Origin of the sequence: Sphingomonas sp. Leaf339 (genome assembly GCF_001426195.1) — a bacterium.
Lineage (GTDB): Bacteria > Pseudomonadota > Alphaproteobacteria > Sphingomonadales > Sphingomonadaceae > Sphingomonas.
In genome coordinates this window covers 24,929-40,159 of record NZ_LMRS01000045.1, presented here as the reverse complement: position 1 = coordinate 40,159, position 15,231 = coordinate 24,929, and the positions used below count along the sequence as shown (strand labels likewise).

The 15,231-nt window shown below is 61.2% G+C and carries 14 protein-coding genes and 1 pseudogene; 6 read left to right on the top strand and 9 right to left on the bottom strand.

Translation table 11 applies throughout. The features are described 5' to 3' along the window. Nucleotides 1–114 precede the first annotated feature (114 nt). Nucleotides 115–708 carry a sce7726 family protein gene (locus ASG67_RS14315; RefSeq protein WP_056531544.1) on the top strand — a complete coding sequence of 198 codons (594 nt, stop codon included), beginning with the start codon at nt 115–117 and terminating at the stop codon, nt 706–708. Here the strand turns inward: ASG67_RS14315 and ASG67_RS19730 are convergent. The 3 genes from ASG67_RS19730 to ASG67_RS14300 form a co-directional block, all read right to left on the bottom strand. Continuing rightward, nucleotides 665–1,039, bottom strand: coding sequence for a beta family protein (locus tag ASG67_RS19730; RefSeq protein ID WP_056531542.1), 375 nt, complete (start codon nt 1,037–1,039; stop codon nt 665–667). The two genes, ASG67_RS14315 and ASG67_RS19730, sit on opposite strands and share 44 nt — an antisense overlap. Beyond that, nucleotides 1,033–1,608: a beta family protein gene (locus tag ASG67_RS19725; RefSeq protein ID WP_162244366.1), complete on the bottom strand. Its 576-nt coding sequence runs from the start codon at nt 1,606–1,608 to the stop codon at nt 1,033–1,035. The genes ASG67_RS19730 and ASG67_RS19725 overlap by 7 nt, the downstream gene beginning before the upstream one ends. A 168-nt stretch (nt 1,609–1,776) precedes the next feature. Beyond that, nucleotides 1,777–3,117, bottom strand: a complete 1,341-nt coding sequence (locus ASG67_RS14300) for a hypothetical protein (protein ID WP_056531538.1) — start codon at nt 3,115–3,117, stop codon at nt 1,777–1,779. Between ASG67_RS14300 and ASG67_RS18520 the strand changes: the two are divergent. From ASG67_RS18520 to ASG67_RS14280, 5 genes and pseudogenes are all read left to right on the top strand, one after another. Continuing rightward, a pseudogene (locus ASG67_RS18520) lies at nt 3,103–3,270 on the top strand (IS481 family transposase); the annotation flags it as partial. The gene ASG67_RS14300 and the pseudogene ASG67_RS18520 sit on opposite strands and share 15 nt — an antisense overlap. A 17-nt stretch (nt 3,271–3,287) precedes the next feature. After that, nucleotides 3,288–3,497 (top strand): hypothetical protein, encoded by a 210-nt coding sequence (locus ASG67_RS14295; protein WP_056531537.1) that lies wholly within the window; start codon nt 3,288–3,290, stop codon nt 3,495–3,497. Between the two features lie 543 nt (nt 3,498–4,040). Continuing rightward, nucleotides 4,041–4,274: a hypothetical protein gene (locus tag ASG67_RS14290; protein WP_056531535.1), complete on the top strand. Its 234-nt coding sequence runs from the start codon at nt 4,041–4,043 to the stop codon at nt 4,272–4,274. A 224-nt stretch (nt 4,275–4,498) separates the two neighbouring features. Beyond that, nucleotides 4,499–4,819, top strand: a complete 321-nt coding sequence (locus ASG67_RS14285; protein ID WP_056531533.1) for an immunity protein YezG family protein — start codon at nt 4,499–4,501, stop codon at nt 4,817–4,819. A gap of 459 nt (nt 4,820–5,278) precedes the next feature. Continuing rightward, nucleotides 5,279–5,746, top strand: coding sequence for a MarR family winged helix-turn-helix transcriptional regulator (locus ASG67_RS14280; protein WP_056531530.1), 468 nt, complete (start codon nt 5,279–5,281; stop codon nt 5,744–5,746). Nucleotides 5,747–5,869: 123 nt separating this feature from the next. On the opposite strand, the gene ASG67_RS14275 is transcribed toward ASG67_RS14280, so the two are convergent. The 6 genes from ASG67_RS14275 to ASG67_RS14250 all read right to left on the bottom strand — a co-directional run bounded on the left by ASG67_RS14275 (nt 5,870) and on the right by ASG67_RS14250 (nt 15,113). After that, entirely contained in the window at nt 5,870–7,966 is a 2,097-nt protein-coding gene (locus tag ASG67_RS14275; protein ID WP_056531527.1) for an acetate--CoA ligase family protein, read from the bottom strand. A gap of 105 nt (nt 7,967–8,071) precedes the next feature. Continuing rightward, nucleotides 8,072–8,908: a p-hydroxycinnamoyl CoA hydratase/lyase gene (locus tag ASG67_RS14270; RefSeq protein WP_056531525.1), complete on the bottom strand. Its 837-nt coding sequence runs from the start codon at nt 8,906–8,908 to the stop codon at nt 8,072–8,074. Nucleotides 8,909–8,952: 44 nt separating this feature from the next. Then, nucleotides 8,953–10,392: an aldehyde dehydrogenase gene (locus ASG67_RS14265; protein ID WP_056531523.1), complete on the bottom strand. Its 1,440-nt coding sequence runs from the start codon at nt 10,390–10,392 to the stop codon at nt 8,953–8,955. Nucleotides 10,393–10,496: 104 nt separating this feature from the next. After that, entirely contained in the window at nt 10,497–11,762 is a 1,266-nt protein-coding gene (locus tag ASG67_RS14260; RefSeq protein WP_235535229.1) for an MFS transporter, read from the bottom strand. Between the two features lie 269 nt (nt 11,763–12,031). Then, nucleotides 12,032–13,738 carry a CapA family protein gene (locus ASG67_RS14255; protein WP_056531518.1) on the bottom strand — a complete coding sequence of 569 codons (1,707 nt, stop codon included), beginning with the start codon at nt 13,736–13,738 and terminating at the stop codon, nt 12,032–12,034. A gap of 49 nt (nt 13,739–13,787) precedes the next feature. Next, nucleotides 13,788–15,113, bottom strand: a complete 1,326-nt coding sequence (locus tag ASG67_RS14250; RefSeq protein WP_056531516.1) for an MFS transporter — start codon at nt 15,111–15,113, stop codon at nt 13,788–13,790. Nucleotides 15,114–15,231 lie beyond the last annotated feature (118 nt).

Sequence of the window (15,231 nt, the reverse complement as noted above, 5' to 3'; positions counted from 1 at the left end):
AGGCCGCTGCCAAGGCCAAAGCCGAGGCCAAGAAGGGACCGAAGCACTGAGGCGAGGCGCGAGCAGCATCAAGCGGCTTGCTCACCACGAATCCCGCGCGCTAAGGATCGCGTCATGGGGGTGTTGCTCAACGATCTGGATGTGCGAAGAGCGGCCTATAACCGCTTGCTGACGCATGCCTGCCGCTGCCCCCACACCCTTGTCATCGACGAGCTCGGCCTCGACCATGGCGCCTGCCGCGTCGATATCGCCGTCATCAACGGGCATTTGCGCGGGATCGAGATCAAGGCCGAAGCGGATACGCTCGCCCGGCTCCCCCGCCAAGTCGCGGCCTATGGCGCGGCGATGGACAAGGCCAGCCTGATCGTCGCCGAGAAGCATTACGATGCAGCACGCACGCAACTGCCGGACTGGTGGGGCGTGATTCTTGCGCAGCGGACTGCGGGCGGGTCCGTTGCTTTTCGTCGTCTGCGCCCCGAGCGCAGCAACCGCGACACGCAGCCCTTGGTGGTGGCTCGGCTGTTGTGGCGGCCCGAAGTGGCCGGCCTGCTGCGCGGCCTTGGCGAGCCAGAGCGCGCGCTGCGCGGACCCCGCGAGGAGCTTTACGAACGTCTCATCGCCTCGGTATCGCGGGCGACGCTTGGCGCCATGGTCCGCAAGACCCTCAAAGCGCGTGCAAGCTGGCGAGGTCATGCACGACCCGCGTGATATGATGGTTGGTGCCGACCCATTTCCAAGTCGTGCTATTGCCGCCATTTTCGGTCCCCTTGCGGCAGCCATGAATATAGGCGCTCCCTTTTGAGAAGCCCGCCGCGGTCAGCTTGTCGGCGGCGAACAGCCGTTCGCACAGCTGGACATAGGTCTTCTTGGTTCCGCCATTCTCGCGCTTGCCTTTGACGATCACCCAGGCATCCGCGATCGTGAAGCGGACATTGGGGGACCCGCGCATGAAGCGCATATCGCCCTTAGGAAATTCGATCGCCGAGATGGCATAATCGCCAAAGCCGGGCCGGCGTGCGGTGCCGAGCTTTGTCAGCAACCCTTATAGAGCAGCCACTCGCTGCGCTGGACGACATGGATCGGTCCGTCGAGCGTCGACAGCGTTTCGGGAAAGGAGGTCGCGATCAGGGTGACGCTGCGCGCCGCGCGGACCGTCGCCGAGGCGGTTAGCGCCGCCACTAATATGTCGATCAGCATGTCCTGCGGCTCGAACGCCGGCGATCCCAGGTCGAGCAGTAGGTCGATGCCATCGGCGGCAAGTCCCATCGGCGCCAGCAGCTCGGCCACGCGCGTGTCGAGATCGGCGTCGAGCGTATCGTCGAGCGCACAGCGCAGCGCCAGACCACGCCGGTCGGTGGCGACGATCGCGGCGACCGCGGCCTGATAGTCGAGGTCGCGGGCAAAACCAGTGACCGGGATCAGCCGGCCATGATGCGCGCGTGCCGCGCCGAACAGATAGACCATCGGATGGGTGCCGTCGCGCATCCGCGTCGCGGATTTGAGCTGCGCGCCGTCGAGCAGGGCAGGGCGCCAGTCCCAATGCTTGTGCAGCTGTTCGGCAAGGGTAAGGGCGCCGCGAATGTCTGCACGTGGGTCGCCGCGCCCCAACACGCTTTCGGCGGGTGTCGACCAACCTACGACGTTCCGCGGCCGGGACGTGAATGACCGCTCATACTGAAACCTGCCGGTTGCCGCGGGGAAACCGAATCCGCAGCTAGGCGCCCACGATCGGTCGTTCGCATTCAAACGATCGTCCCGAAAAGCCGTCCTTCGACCTTAGGGCGCTAGTCTGGTTCTGCAGCGCTTTTGCGAAGGCGACCCTCCCCATGTCGGACGTAGGTCGGCTACTCTCTTGAAGCTTGGGAAGAGGTTATTCTTCGGCGTCGCGCCGGAAAAGTTGATGCGAATTTCGCCGAACCAGCCTTTGCCTACAGACGAGATGATTTTACGCGAAACGAGCCAGGCTGCGAGCGCAGCGTTGGTCTGCGTGTTTTCGAGCAGCGGAATTCCATAGCCTCGCTTGATCTCGGAAAAGGGCCTGGGGAGCTCGGCCAGAATCTCGCGGACGTCGTCGTCGCTTAGAAGCGACTGATAGCGATTGAACAATCTAACCTGAACCTCGATCGGCCGCGTGGCCAAGATGATAGCGCGCGCGGCGCCCGCGCTGAGCCCGGGCAGGTCGGCTCCGGTTCTTTCCAGTATGGCACCCACGACGCGCGCCCGTGTCGCTAGCCCGGAGAGCTGAGCGAGATCCATCGATCGTATGATCGCCACTTTGTGCCCGTCACCAATCGGGCTGCCAAGCAGGGCCTCCCGGAAATCGTCGTCGATCGAAAGCCTGGCCTGCTCGTTCAGGAACGGTTCGATGTTTTTGATCGCAAACGCAAGGCGAAGGTCATCGTGGGCGCTGAGGAAATCCAGCGCCTCGCCCGAAAAAGCGACTCTTCCCTCTTCGATCAAGATCTTCAGCTTGGGTACGCCCACGCCATCCGGGAATTGCGAATGGCCTCTCGGCAAGGCCCTAACGTAGGTCCGATAGGCCGCCTCGGTCAGTCCATCATTCTCGATCAGGAAACGATGGAGGGGCGCCGCGCCTTCGTCGTCGGGCATGGGTTCGGCCGAAAGCGCCGCTTGCGGCGCGTCCATATTGAGAAAGGTGGTGAAACTCTCGGAATCGAATACCTCGCTGGAAAGGAAGGCTCGAACGTTCTCCCAAGACGGTGCGATCCGGCCCAGTTGAAACGCCTGGCTATGGAAGCGCGCCGGCACCGCTGCCAGAATGGGGATGACTGCCGACTGCGTCCGGAGAAAGGCGACCAGATCGTCGAAATCTGCGTCGTTTCGCGCGAGGATGGCGAGGATAGTGGCGGTGCTCTCTTGCCGATTATCGGGAAGACCTATCAGGACGAGCTTCAGATGCCCCGCGAATTCACGCTCGATTCTTGCAGTCAGCGGCGTGTTCGCAATCTGGGAGATGGTGGTATAATGACGCGTATGCAGAGACTGCATGTCGCTCTCGCCCAGGACGGTCTGAACGACATAGTCCAGATTGTCGATCGTAAGCGTGTAAAGCCCCGCCTCGAACAGGAAACGCGCGATCAGCAGTTGCGGGTGCACCTCGCCGACTTCATGGCAGCCTACAATTTCGCCCGCCGGCTCAAGACGCTAAGTGGCCTCACGCCTTACGAATACATCGCCAAAATCTGGACGTCAGAGCCCGATAGGTTCATCATCGATCCGATCCACCAGATGCCGGGACTAAACACCTAAGACTGCACTTGCGCGGAGTGAGCGATCTCGACCAAGCCGAAGCGTTTCGTGATTACGGTGTCCCTCCCGCGGACTGGATCCACATCGCCAGCGAAGTGATGAAGTCCAGAAAAGTGCAAGCCGAAGCGGCGCAAGTCGTCGGGGAGCAGGCACGATTGAACTATCTCGAGCAGACGATTTCAGGTCTGCAGCAGAGAATTGACGCGTCCAAGACCCAGACTTCGTAAGACGAAGAACGTTCGATACGATACAATTTGGTAATTCCAACCGGGTTAGGTCGGTTCCCGTATGTTTTCTTCGGGCAACGACGGACGCCAGAGGGCAGATTGTCCAGAAAGAAAGCAATCTTGCACGGCAATCCCGCGGCTACGGCGCAGCCTGGTACAGGGACGACGTTCAGGCATATGCCATGCCGCCCAGCATTCCTGGCCGAAAACTCCGGATCATTCCCGTCAGATGCGACAGAACCGAGCAGCAGGATCGACAGCGTTCGGTAGAGTCCCGCGCTCGCTCAGCGGGAAATCCTTTGCCGATCCCCTGCCATATGCTCTCCAGACTTGAGCACCGCCGCCTCGGCCTCAACCTGCTTCACCTCCCCAATGTCCGGTAGGGCCCGTTGGAAAACTGAGTTGAGAGAACTCATCGCCTTGTGGAGCGCCGTTGGTTGTATGGACCAAGGGGCCCGCCTGAGCCGGACTAGGCGACACAGCGCGAAAGGATCCGCTAGACAATGTTTTTGTTTGGACTCCGTTCAATCACTCGGGAGGTAAATGACCGTGGACGACAAGACCAAGTCAGAGATTGCACGTTTGATCCGTCAGATGCTCTTGCCACAGCCAGAAGAAGAGCAGGACGAAACATACGAAAAGATAGGGCGGCTATCACCCGATCCAGATTGGTCGAACTACATATTTCACTCTTCGGAATTCTATGACGAAGCCGAGGATCTTGACGTAGAGGGTGTCGTGGAGAAAATCGCGTCATACAAACCGATCATTCTCTAGGCGGACGGGTCGGGATCTTTTGACCGAATTGCGATGACTTCCGCGGATTGGACTGTTGACATCCCGGACAGCGGCGACGGTCTGCCTGCGGGGCTCCGCCCCGAAGCGCTCGGCATCGGCGTGGGTGACCCAATGGATCGAACCGTCCATCGTTTATCAAAGTGACGTACCCGATAGACTGAAAGGTAAAACTTTGTGAAGTTGCGAATGGAAGGTGATTTGCAATGGAAAGTAGTCGTCAATTAGAGAAGATCGGCGTCGCAATCGCAACGATGCTTAGTGAAACAGTATCTGAAATCAGAGTCATCACAGAAGTTCATGACGATTGGCTGGAGAGGCGGTATGATTTGGTGCAGAACGGAAAGCTCGTGGAAGGCGTCGAAGGTGAGCGATCCGTGAACCGATCCGTCAACGATGCTCTATCGGCATTGCGGCGTGACATGCTCAAAGAGGGCCAGGAGGACTGGCATCATTGTTCGTACGTCTTAAAGGCTGACGGAACATTCAAGATCGATTTCGATCGTAGCAAGCCGCCTAGCGTCTGAATCCGCCCCAGTGGAGACGTGGTCATCTCACCATGCAGAAGCGGAGCCTGCGTCGCCCGTCGGTCTTCTTGGAGAGCGGGGCGTCGCGAGGGGTGGGAGGAGGGCCTGGAGATGCCGACGGACCGAAGGCATTCGACGCTATGCGTAGCGTTCGAACCAGGTGACCCGGCGAGCTTCGGGTTCTCGCCGCCCGCCATACAGCATCAGCGACGCCCATCCGATCTCGTCTGAGACGGCGTCGTCGTCGACAAATGCGGTCCAGATCCTGCTTGAACTCATCCGTGAACCGACGTTTTGTCGCACTTGCCATCATCCACCATCTGGCTCCGCAGAGCCTATCATCGGTGTCCGTCAAACCGAGGGAAGATCAAGCTTGACGCCCAGCGACTTGATTCCCCGTGACGCCTTTGGCAACCCGGCTGACGGCGCAATATAGTTTGCGACAAGGAGACGACGATCATGGCAAGGCTGTCCCAAGAGGGACCGGATAGCGGCGTGGAACTCGGCGTACTTAAAGATTTCGCCGGCTACCATTTACGTCGCACTTCGGCTGCGTTCGCTGCCGACTTTGCGCGCGCGCTTGTAGGGACAGGGATGCGCCAAGTGCCGTTCGCCGTGCTGTCCGTCGTTGCCGCTAACCCAGACATTAATCAGGGCTTGGTCGGTCGAACCCTCGGCATCCAGCGGGCTAACATGGTCGCGATCATCAACGAACTCGTCGGGCTGAATCTTGTCGAACGCGAAGTGTCGAGGGAGGACCGGCGCGCCTTCGCACTACGTCTTAGTAACACGGGCACCGAGATGCTTAACAAATGCATTGGGCTAATTTGTCTGCACGAGGAAAGGTTGCTGTCCGATCTTGCCGATGACGAAATAGATATGTTAATCCACCTCCTGATGCGGATTGAGACGAGGGAGCAGTCCTGAGGTAAGGCGATTTATACTAGTATCGTTCTTGCATACTGAAAATCATTCATTTCTAATATCGCTATATTGCACGCAACGATAGTTGTTTAGTGACCGTTCGACGCTAAAGCACCGCGCCACAATTTAGCGCCACGCCGCCAGGATCAGCGCATCCAATGCCACCGCACCCTGTCCGCGCGGATAAACCACCACTGGGTTCAGATCGATCTCGCGGATCGCCGGCGTGCCAAGCAATACGCGTCCCACCGCGGTGATGATCGCTGCTACCGCGTCTACGTCGAGCGGCGCGGACCCGCGAAACCCGTCGAGTAGCGCCCCGCTCTTCAGCAACCTCAATTCGGCGACGATCGCATCGTGCGTCAAGTCGGGCGCGAGCAGCCTGACGTCCTGGAGGAGTTCGGCCTGCACGCCGCCGAAGCCGACCAGTATAATCGGCCCCCATTCGGGATCGCTGCGCGCGCCGACGATCAATTCCGTACCGCGCGCGCCCATTGCCTCGATCAATGCGCCGTCCAGCGCGATCGTCGCGTCATAGGCGGCGACGTTCGCGAATAGCGTGTCCCACGCGGTGTCGAGCGCCGTATCGTCGGCGATGTTCAACAGCACGCCGCCGGCCTCGCTTTTGTGGCTCAACGTGGCAGCCTGTGCCTTCAGCACGATGGGATAGCCAACCTGCGCCGCTGCCGCTTTAGCCTCGGCCTTCGAAGACGCGAAGCAGCCGCGCGGAAAAGGGACTCCCAGCGGTGCGAGCAATTCCTTGGCGCGATATTCGGGGATGACGCCGGTCGGCATGTCGATCGTCGTCGATGCTTCGTCTGACGTTGCGGTATTGCGTGCTGCCGCTGCCATCAGGCGGGCCAACGCGCGGAATGCGCGGTCTGGCGATGCGAAATAGGGCACGCCCGCCGCGCGCAGTCCTGCGATATAATCCGCGGGCACGGGCGCGCCGTCGTCCAGCCCGGCGAAGATCACCGGCGTGTCCGGCGCGAGCCCGTTGACCGCATCGATGATCGGCGGGAACTTGCGCGACGCGGTTGCCGGATCGGTCTGGATGATCCCCAGCACAACCGCAGCATAATTTTCGTCAGCCAGCAGCGGCGCCAGCGTGCGGCGATACAGATCCGGATCGACCAAGGCCTGCGCGGTCAGGTCCATCGGATTGGAAACGGGGATGAAATCGGGGATCGCCGCGCGCATCGCGGCAGCGGTGTCGCCGGTAATCGGCGGTAGCGACAGTCCGATCCGTTCGGCCAGATCGAGCGTCAACGCCTTGAACGCGCCGGACTCGGTCAGCACCGCAGTCCCGCCGTTTCGTACCGGCTTCGCGCGGAAGGCAATGTCCAGCACATCGCCCAGTTCCTCCAGGCTTTTGACCAGGACGACGCCCGCGCGTTCGACCTTGGTCTTCATCAACTGCCAGTCACCGGCCATCGCACCGGTATGTGTCGCAGCGGATTCGCGTGCCGCGCTTGATGTTCCGGGGTGCAGCAGGATGATCTGCTTGCCCGCCGCCCGCGCCTTCGCCGCCAGCTTCAGGAAGCGGGCAGGCTGGCGGAATTGCTCTACGATCATCCCGATCACACGCGTGTGCGGTGCATCGATCAGATGTTCGACATAGTCCTCGACGCCCGACGCAGCCTCGTTGCCGGTCGATACCGAAATCGCGATACCAAGATCCTTGGCCATCAAAGTCGTGCCCAGCACAACCGCCATCGCGCCGGACTGACTGACGACGCTGATGCCGGCATTGCCCTCCAGCCGCAACGCCGGCGTCCCTACGAAGGTCAGCGGCACGCCCGCGACATAATTGGTCATGCCGAGACAGTTCGGGCCTTCGATCACCATGCCGCTGTCTGCTGCAATGCGCGCTATCTCGGCCTGTGCGGCAAGCCCTTCCTCGCCGCCTTCGGCAAACCCGGCGGCGAAGATGACCGCGGCCCCAACGCCCTTGGTGGCTAGCGCACGCACCGTTTCCAGCACCGCGGGACCGGGGATCGCCAGCACCGCGGCATCGACGCCGTATGGCAGGTCGTCGATCGATTTCAGGCAAATGCGGCCGTCGATCGTCTCCCGCTTCGGGTTTATCAGGTGGATGTCGCCTGAAAAGCCGTGCCGTTCCAGATTGTCGAACACCGATTTGCCCAGAGCGCCGGGGGTCGGGGAAGCGCCGACGATCACCACCGAACGTGGAGACAGCAAGCGGGAAAGATCCTTGGGCATCGTTCATCCTCGAATTCCCGCGCCTGAAAAGGGCCGGGGGGCAACCGCATGACAGGGCAGGGCTCCCTCCTTCCCGGAACCGGTCCGGAAAGGGGAAGCGGTCGATCAACCCGAAGCCTTGTCCTTGTCGTACGCGCCGAGACCAGGCTTGTAGCTTTTCTCGTCGATGAACTGGCGGATGCCTTCCTTGCGACCATGATTGTCGTAGCTGTTGGCCGCTTCCTGCGCGCGGATGAGGTAATCCTCGGCATCGTCATAGCTCATCACCGAGACCCGGCGGACAGCGTCCTTGGTCGCCTTCAATGCGACGGGGTTCTTCGCCTGCAAGACCTTGGCGACCGCGGTCACGCGATCCTTCAATTGCGCGAGCGGCAGTGCCTCGTTGACCAGGCCCCATTCGGCAGCGGTCCTGCCGTCGACATTCTCGCCCATCATGGCGTGGTACATCGCCTTGCGGAATGGCAGCAGTTCGACCGCGACCTTTGTCGCGCCTCCACCGGGCAGGATACCCCAGTTGATCTCGGACAGGCCGAACTGCGCTTCCTCTGCCGCGAAGGCCAGGTCGCATCCGAACAGCGGGCCGTATCCGCCACCGAAGCACCAGCCGTTGACCATCGCGATCGTCGGCTTCTGATACCAGCGCAGGCGACGCCACCAGCCATAGCTTTCGCGCTGCGCCTGACGTGTCGCACCGAGGCCCTTCGACTCGGTCTCGCGGAAATACTCTTTCAAATCCATGCCCGCGGACCAGGCCGTGCCTTCGCCCGACAGGACCAGCACGCCTACATCGTCGCGAAATTCGAGCAGGTGGAGCACTTCCATCATGTCGCGGTTCAGCGTCGGCGACATGCAGTTGCGCTTGTCCGGGCGGTTGAAGTTCACCCAGGCGATGCCGTCGACGACATCGTAGCTCACGGTCTGGTTGCTGCTGTATTCGGTCATAGGAACGTGGATCCTGTCTGTGCAAGGCAATGATTGTACGGAGATCAGATCGGATAATGGCCGGGCTGGGTCTCGATCGTGATCCAGCGCAACTCGGTGAAGGACTCGATGCCTGCCTTCCCGCCGAACCGGCCGTAGCCGGACGACTTGACGCCGCCGAAGGGCATTTGCGCCTCGTCGTGCACGGTTGGGCCGTTGATGTGACAGATGCCGGATTTGATCTGGCGCGCGACGCGCAGGCCACGCGCTGTGTCGCGGGTGAAGACCGCGGCGGACAGGCCGTATTCCGTGTCGTTGGCCAATTCGATCGCGTGGGTTTCGTCGCGCGCGCGGATGATGCCGACGACCGGGCCGAAGCTTTCGTCGCGGAACAGCTTCATTTCTGGCATCACCTTGTCGATCACGTGCGCCGGCATCAGCACGCCGTCGCTCTCACCGCCATTTATCAGTACCGCGCCGGAAGATAGCGCATCGGCGACCAGCGACGATACGTGATCCACCGTCTTCTGGTCCACCACCGCGCCCAGCGGCGTCGATCCCTGCCGTGGATCGCCGACCGGCATGGTGCCGACCTTGGCCGCGAACTTCTCGACAAAGGCATCGGCGATGCTGTCGACGACGATGATCCGTTCGGTCGACATGCAGATCTGGCCGGAATTCATGAACGCGCCGAACGCCGCGGCCTTCACCGCCTCGTCCAGATCGGCATCGTCCAGCACGATCAGGGGCGCCTTGCCACCCAGTTCGAGCAGCACCGGCTTCAGGTGCCCGGCAGCACGCTGGGCGATGATACGACCGACATGCGTAGATCCGGTAAAGTTGATCCGCTTGATTTCGGGGTGGTCGATCAATGCGCCGACGATCTCGCCCGCATCGGCGGGAGCGTTGGTGACGATGCTCACGGCACCTTCGGGCAATCCGCCCTCAGCGAACGCTTCGGCGATCAGCGAGTGGGTACGGGGGCATTGCTCGCTCGCCTTCAGCACGACGGTGTTGCCGCAGGCAAGCGGTACGGCGATCGCGCGCACGCCAAGAATGATCGGCGCATTCCACGGCGCGATACCCAGCAGGACGCCGACCGGTTCGCGCAGTGCCATAGCGATGCAGCCGGGCTTGTCGGACGGGATCACCTCGCCCGCGATCTGCGTCGTCAGCGACGCCGCCTCGCGTACCATGCCGACCGCGAGCATCAGGTTGAACCGCACCCAACCCTCCGTCGCGCCGATTTCGCCCATCATCGCATCGACGAACTGGTCCGCCTTCGCTGCCAACGCATCCGCAGCCTTGTTGAGCACAGCCCGACGCGCGTTGGGGCCCAGCGCGGACCAAATGGGGAATGCTGCGGCGGCGGCATCGACTGCGGCGTTGGCGTCGGCGACCGTTGCGGCGCCGGCGGTGGTGGCGACCAGTCCCGTGACGGGGTTCAGGCGGTCGAATGTCGTACTGCTGCCGACATTGCTACACGGTTCTGCCAAGGCGACCATAGTTCCTCTCCTTATTATTGTTATCTTGTATAGCTAATAATTTGATCCTGCAACTCGATTGTTATTCAATAAAACAATATTTGGCTCGACTAGAATGCCGAGAGTTAACCCGCGACGGATTGCCTCCGCATCGCCAACAGAGCGAACGCAGCGATCGTCGATCCCAACGCCATCAGAAACGCCACGCCGGACAGTCCGTACCCCGCCGCGAACAATATCCCCGCCAGGGTGGGGGCAAGCGCCGACCCACCTCGGCCGACCCCGATGATGAACCCCGTGGCGGTCGCCCTGACGCTCGTTGGAAACGTCTGAGCAATCAGTGCGTAGAGCCCAACGACGCCCGCATTGGTCACGAACCCGGTCGCTGCTGCAATCGCGGACAAGTTCGCGAGGTCGCTCTGCCCCTGTCCAAAAACGATGACTAGCAAGGTCGACAGGATCATCGCCCCGACCGTCAGCGTGAACAGCCGCACGCGCGCCGTGAGCAGGCCGAGCACCAGAGACCCCGTCGCGCCGCCGACACTCGCCCAGACCAGCACGCCCGCGGCATCCGCTGGCGGGAAGCCCATGTCGACGACGATCTTCGGAATCCATTTCAGAATGAAATAGAAGGTCATGATGTGCGTCAGATATGCGAGCGTCAGCATAATCGTGGCGCGGGACAACGCCGGGGCGAACAGTTCGGCCAGCGGCACCGACGCAGCCTTCGGTTCCGGATCGGGCAGCGCGTCGATCGTCGGATGCCCCATGCGGGTCAACGCGGCGTCGATGCGCGCCAATGCGTTTGCCGGACGCCTGTGCATCAGGAATGCGATTGATTCCGGGGCGCGCCACCAGACGAGCGGGATGAAGCACAGCGTCACGATCGATCCGAATACGAACACCGCTGACCAGTCGTAGCGCGTCAGCAGGACGGCCGAGATCGATCCGCCGATGATGCTCCCGACGGGATAGCCGCTCGCCATCAGGACGACGCATAGCGCGCGCCGTCGCGCATTGGCGGCTTCCGCCACCGCTGCATTCGTCGCGGCCAGCATTCCGCCAATGCCGACGCCTGTCAGCACGCGCCAGCCTGACAAGGTGAACACGTCGCGAGCGGTGGACGCGCCGAACATACCGCAGGCCATAATTGCGAGACAGCCAAGGATCGTCGCACGCCGACCGATCCTGTCGGCGACGCCGCCCAGTATCAGCGACCCGATCGCCATTCCAACCAGTTCCATCGACAGGACGAAGCCCAAGGCGGCGCGATCGATCCCCCAGGCGGCGGCAATCCCAGGCGATGCAAAGCTGATCGACAGAACGTCGAACCCGTCGAGCGCGTTCAATCCAACCATCGTCGCAACGATGCCCCATTGAAAGCGCGACATCGGTTGTGCATCGATTATTGCCCGCGGATCCTTGGCCATTGTTCCACTCTTGATAAGAATTTTAGTCCAAGCTGATCTGTTCTATTAAAATAATTCGGTAATTATCGATAAGAGACGGATGCGGTCGCGGTAGAATGGCTGGCAAATAGTATTGCGAATTTTCTCAGCTCAACGAAGATGCAATAGAAATTGTTGCCACCGGCGTGCGCCTGACATGCCCTTGTCGGTCAACGTACTTCATGGCCTTTCAGTTCACGTCTCAATATCGATCAAAGCTTGATCACGCCGACCCCGTTTTCGATAGTAATCTTCGTACCGAACGGCTTTGAATACTCGATGATCTCAGCCAGGATTTTTGCCGCCACCGTGGGCGTCGGAACGCGGGGTATACCGATCTGCGTTCCGGGACGCGGCGTCTGCCCGAGATCGACCGGATGGAGCCGCACTTCGACCAGTCGCCCATGATCGAACCGTGTTTCGGCGAGGATCGCTTCCAGATTGGCCTTCAGCTGCCAAAAGCCCTGTACTTCATGCTCACCGACGATAGCGTTTTCGTCAGCCGTGGCTGGTTTGCCGCGTTCGTCGCCCACAGACAATCCGCCGCCGCGCCGCCGTCGCTCGACCAGATGCTCGACGCCAGGCACACTCGGCAGTTTTCCTTTGCTTTCGGGCATGATCGCCGACTGGAAAATGAAGTTGGACAAGCCATAGAAGATTGGCTTGCCCTTGTAGATTTCGATCCCCTTGATCGTGTGTACGCCTTGCGCGGCAAAGACATCGACGCCTTGGTCGATCGCGTCATGGGCAAACGCAATTTCGAAGTCGGCCGGAAAATGGTCGTGAGAATAGGCCTGGAAATCGTATCGGTTCTGATGCCAGTGCGCGTTCAGGATCAGAAGGTCTGAAGCCTGCTTTGCGGTGCGGACCTGAACGAGGATGTCCTTGAGGTCCTTGGGATCCATGTCGAAGCTGTGTTCGCCAGGCCGGTCCATCAGGCGGAATCGCGTACCGAATGCTTCGAGGTCGCCGCTTCCGACGACACCGGCGATGCCGCGCAGCATCGCCATCTGCGCGGCGGTTACGCCGTGGAACAGGGTCAGATGGAGCGAGTTCTTGTAAGCGTCCTGCGGGCCGGGGGCGACCTCGCGATACGCGTCCTCTGCCGCGGAGGGAGGAGCCGTTTCACCTTCTACGCCGGGTAGACGGAAGGTCACACCGAACACCGACACGCTGCCCTCCGGCTCGGCGGGCGGGTTGCGGGCAGGTACGTCGACCTCGTTACGCCGCGCCAGAATTGAGTCGCGAATTCCACGAACGGCCGTGAGCTGGGCCGGGGTGACGCGGACGATCTGGCCACCGCCGCAGCACATGTCCAACCCGCCATCGGCCGATACACCGATCTCGCCCACCAGTCCCTTGGGAGTCGCGAAGTAGCGGGCCATGCGGGCCTCGGGGAGGCTACGGGCGACCCCCGTATGGATGATGCCGACGCGCTCGACCTGATGAAAGTTCTCCCAGATACCGGGAGCGCGGTTCGACTTGTTGTTGGCGCGGCTCACCATGTCGATGCCCATGAGCGCCCAATCGTCGGCCACCTCCTTGGTCGCGAGATTGCCGCCGGCATGCCCGAAATTATCGAAATCCATGATCTCGTTCTCGAAATCGCCGACGGCAACGTCGGCCTTCCGCAAGACATCCAGCAGCGACTGGGTTCGAAGATCGGCGGTATTCGCGAACGGCTGGAACTGCAACAGATCGCCAACGGCGGCGACTGTGAATGGCGCTTCGATCTTGAGCGCCAGCTCCTGCTTTTGATCCGGATGATTCGGGACGCCACGGCCGGGATCGGCGACCTTCGCACCGTAGCCGACATTCGTCGCAACGCGCTGCGCCTGCGCATTGCCTGCCCCCAGCAAAGCGCTGGCTGTGAGCATCAGCGCACAGCGGCGGGACTGCAAATACCGGGTCGTCTTCATGGCATTTCTCCAAACAGGGTTGGGGCGTTGGCAGCGAAAGGTGGCAGCATTATTTCAGCTCGCCGTCGCGCTTTTCCGAGCCGAACGGCAACGGCCGATCCCGGAAGGTTTTCTGGTTCGATCTGGCGAGCAATAGCGTTGCCGCCAGACTGATGACCGCTGCGAACGACAGCCAGACACCCGGCATCGCGGGATTGCCGGAGCGGGCGATCAGGTAGGTCGACAAGGCCGGCGTGAATCCACCGAAAATCGCCGTCGCCAAGCTATAGGCAAGCGAAAATCCAGCCGTGCGTGCGCGCGCCGGCATTACTTCGGCGAGGTGGACGACCATCGCGCCATTATATGCAGCGTAGACCAGAGCGAGCCATAGTTCGACACCAAGCAGTCGACCGAAGCTGGGTGCGCTAGTCAACCAGGCAAGCGCTGGATAGCCGGTCATTATGGCCAGCAGCGCCGATCCAATCAGCAGCGGCGTACGTCCGATACGGTCCGATAATGCCCCCATCGTCGGCAGCATCGCAAAGTTGAGAAGCCCGACGCACAAGGTAACGGTCATCGCGCTTGGCGCCGACAATTTCAGCACGCTGTTCCCGTAGGTCGGCGTGTAGGCGGTGATCATGTAGAAGAAAACGGTCGTCATGACCGCCATCAAGGCGCCGAGCGTGATGACGCCTGCATGGTCCGCGACCGTCGCGAAGATCGCCTTCATGTCGGGGCGGCTTTCCTCCAACGCGCTCACATCTTCCTGCAGCATGCTGCGTATGACAAACAGGAAGGGAAGCAGCGCGGATCCAATGAAGAAGGGTATCCGCCAACCCCAGGACGCGATCTCCGTCGGCGGCAGCGTATAGCTCACTGCCAATCCGATCAGCGCGGCGAATACCACCGCGACCTGTTGAGACGCGGACTGCCATGCCACGTAGAAGCCACGGTTGTTCGGCGATGCCAGTTCCGCCAGATACACCGATACCCCGCCGACCTCTACGCCCGCAGACAACCCCTGGATGAGACGTCCCGCCAGGATGAGCAGCGGCGCGAATATGCCAATTTGCGCGTAGGACGGCATGCAGGCGATCGACAAGGTGCCGACACCCATCAGGGCCAGCGTCAGCAGAAGACCGCGCCGACGCCCGTGCCGATCCATATACGCTCCGAGAACCAATGCGCCGACCGGCCGCATCAGGAAGCCCGCCCCGAAGGTCATCAGCGAAAGAAGGATCGATGCGGATTCGTTCTGTGTCGGAAAGAACGTGGCGCCGATCGCCTTGGCGTAATAGCCAAAGACCATGAAATCATACATTTCCAGGAAGTTGCCGCTGGAGACGATGAAGATCGACTTCAGTGGGCTAGCCTTGGCGCTGCTCGGTCGGGTCATCCGCTTTACTCTTGGCAAGGGAAAATGGGGTTCCGGCGACCTGCATGTCGATCAGAACCGTCCTCTGACCGCGACTGGACCATATGGTCGGCCTGATCGCACGGTTTCAGGGCCGTCG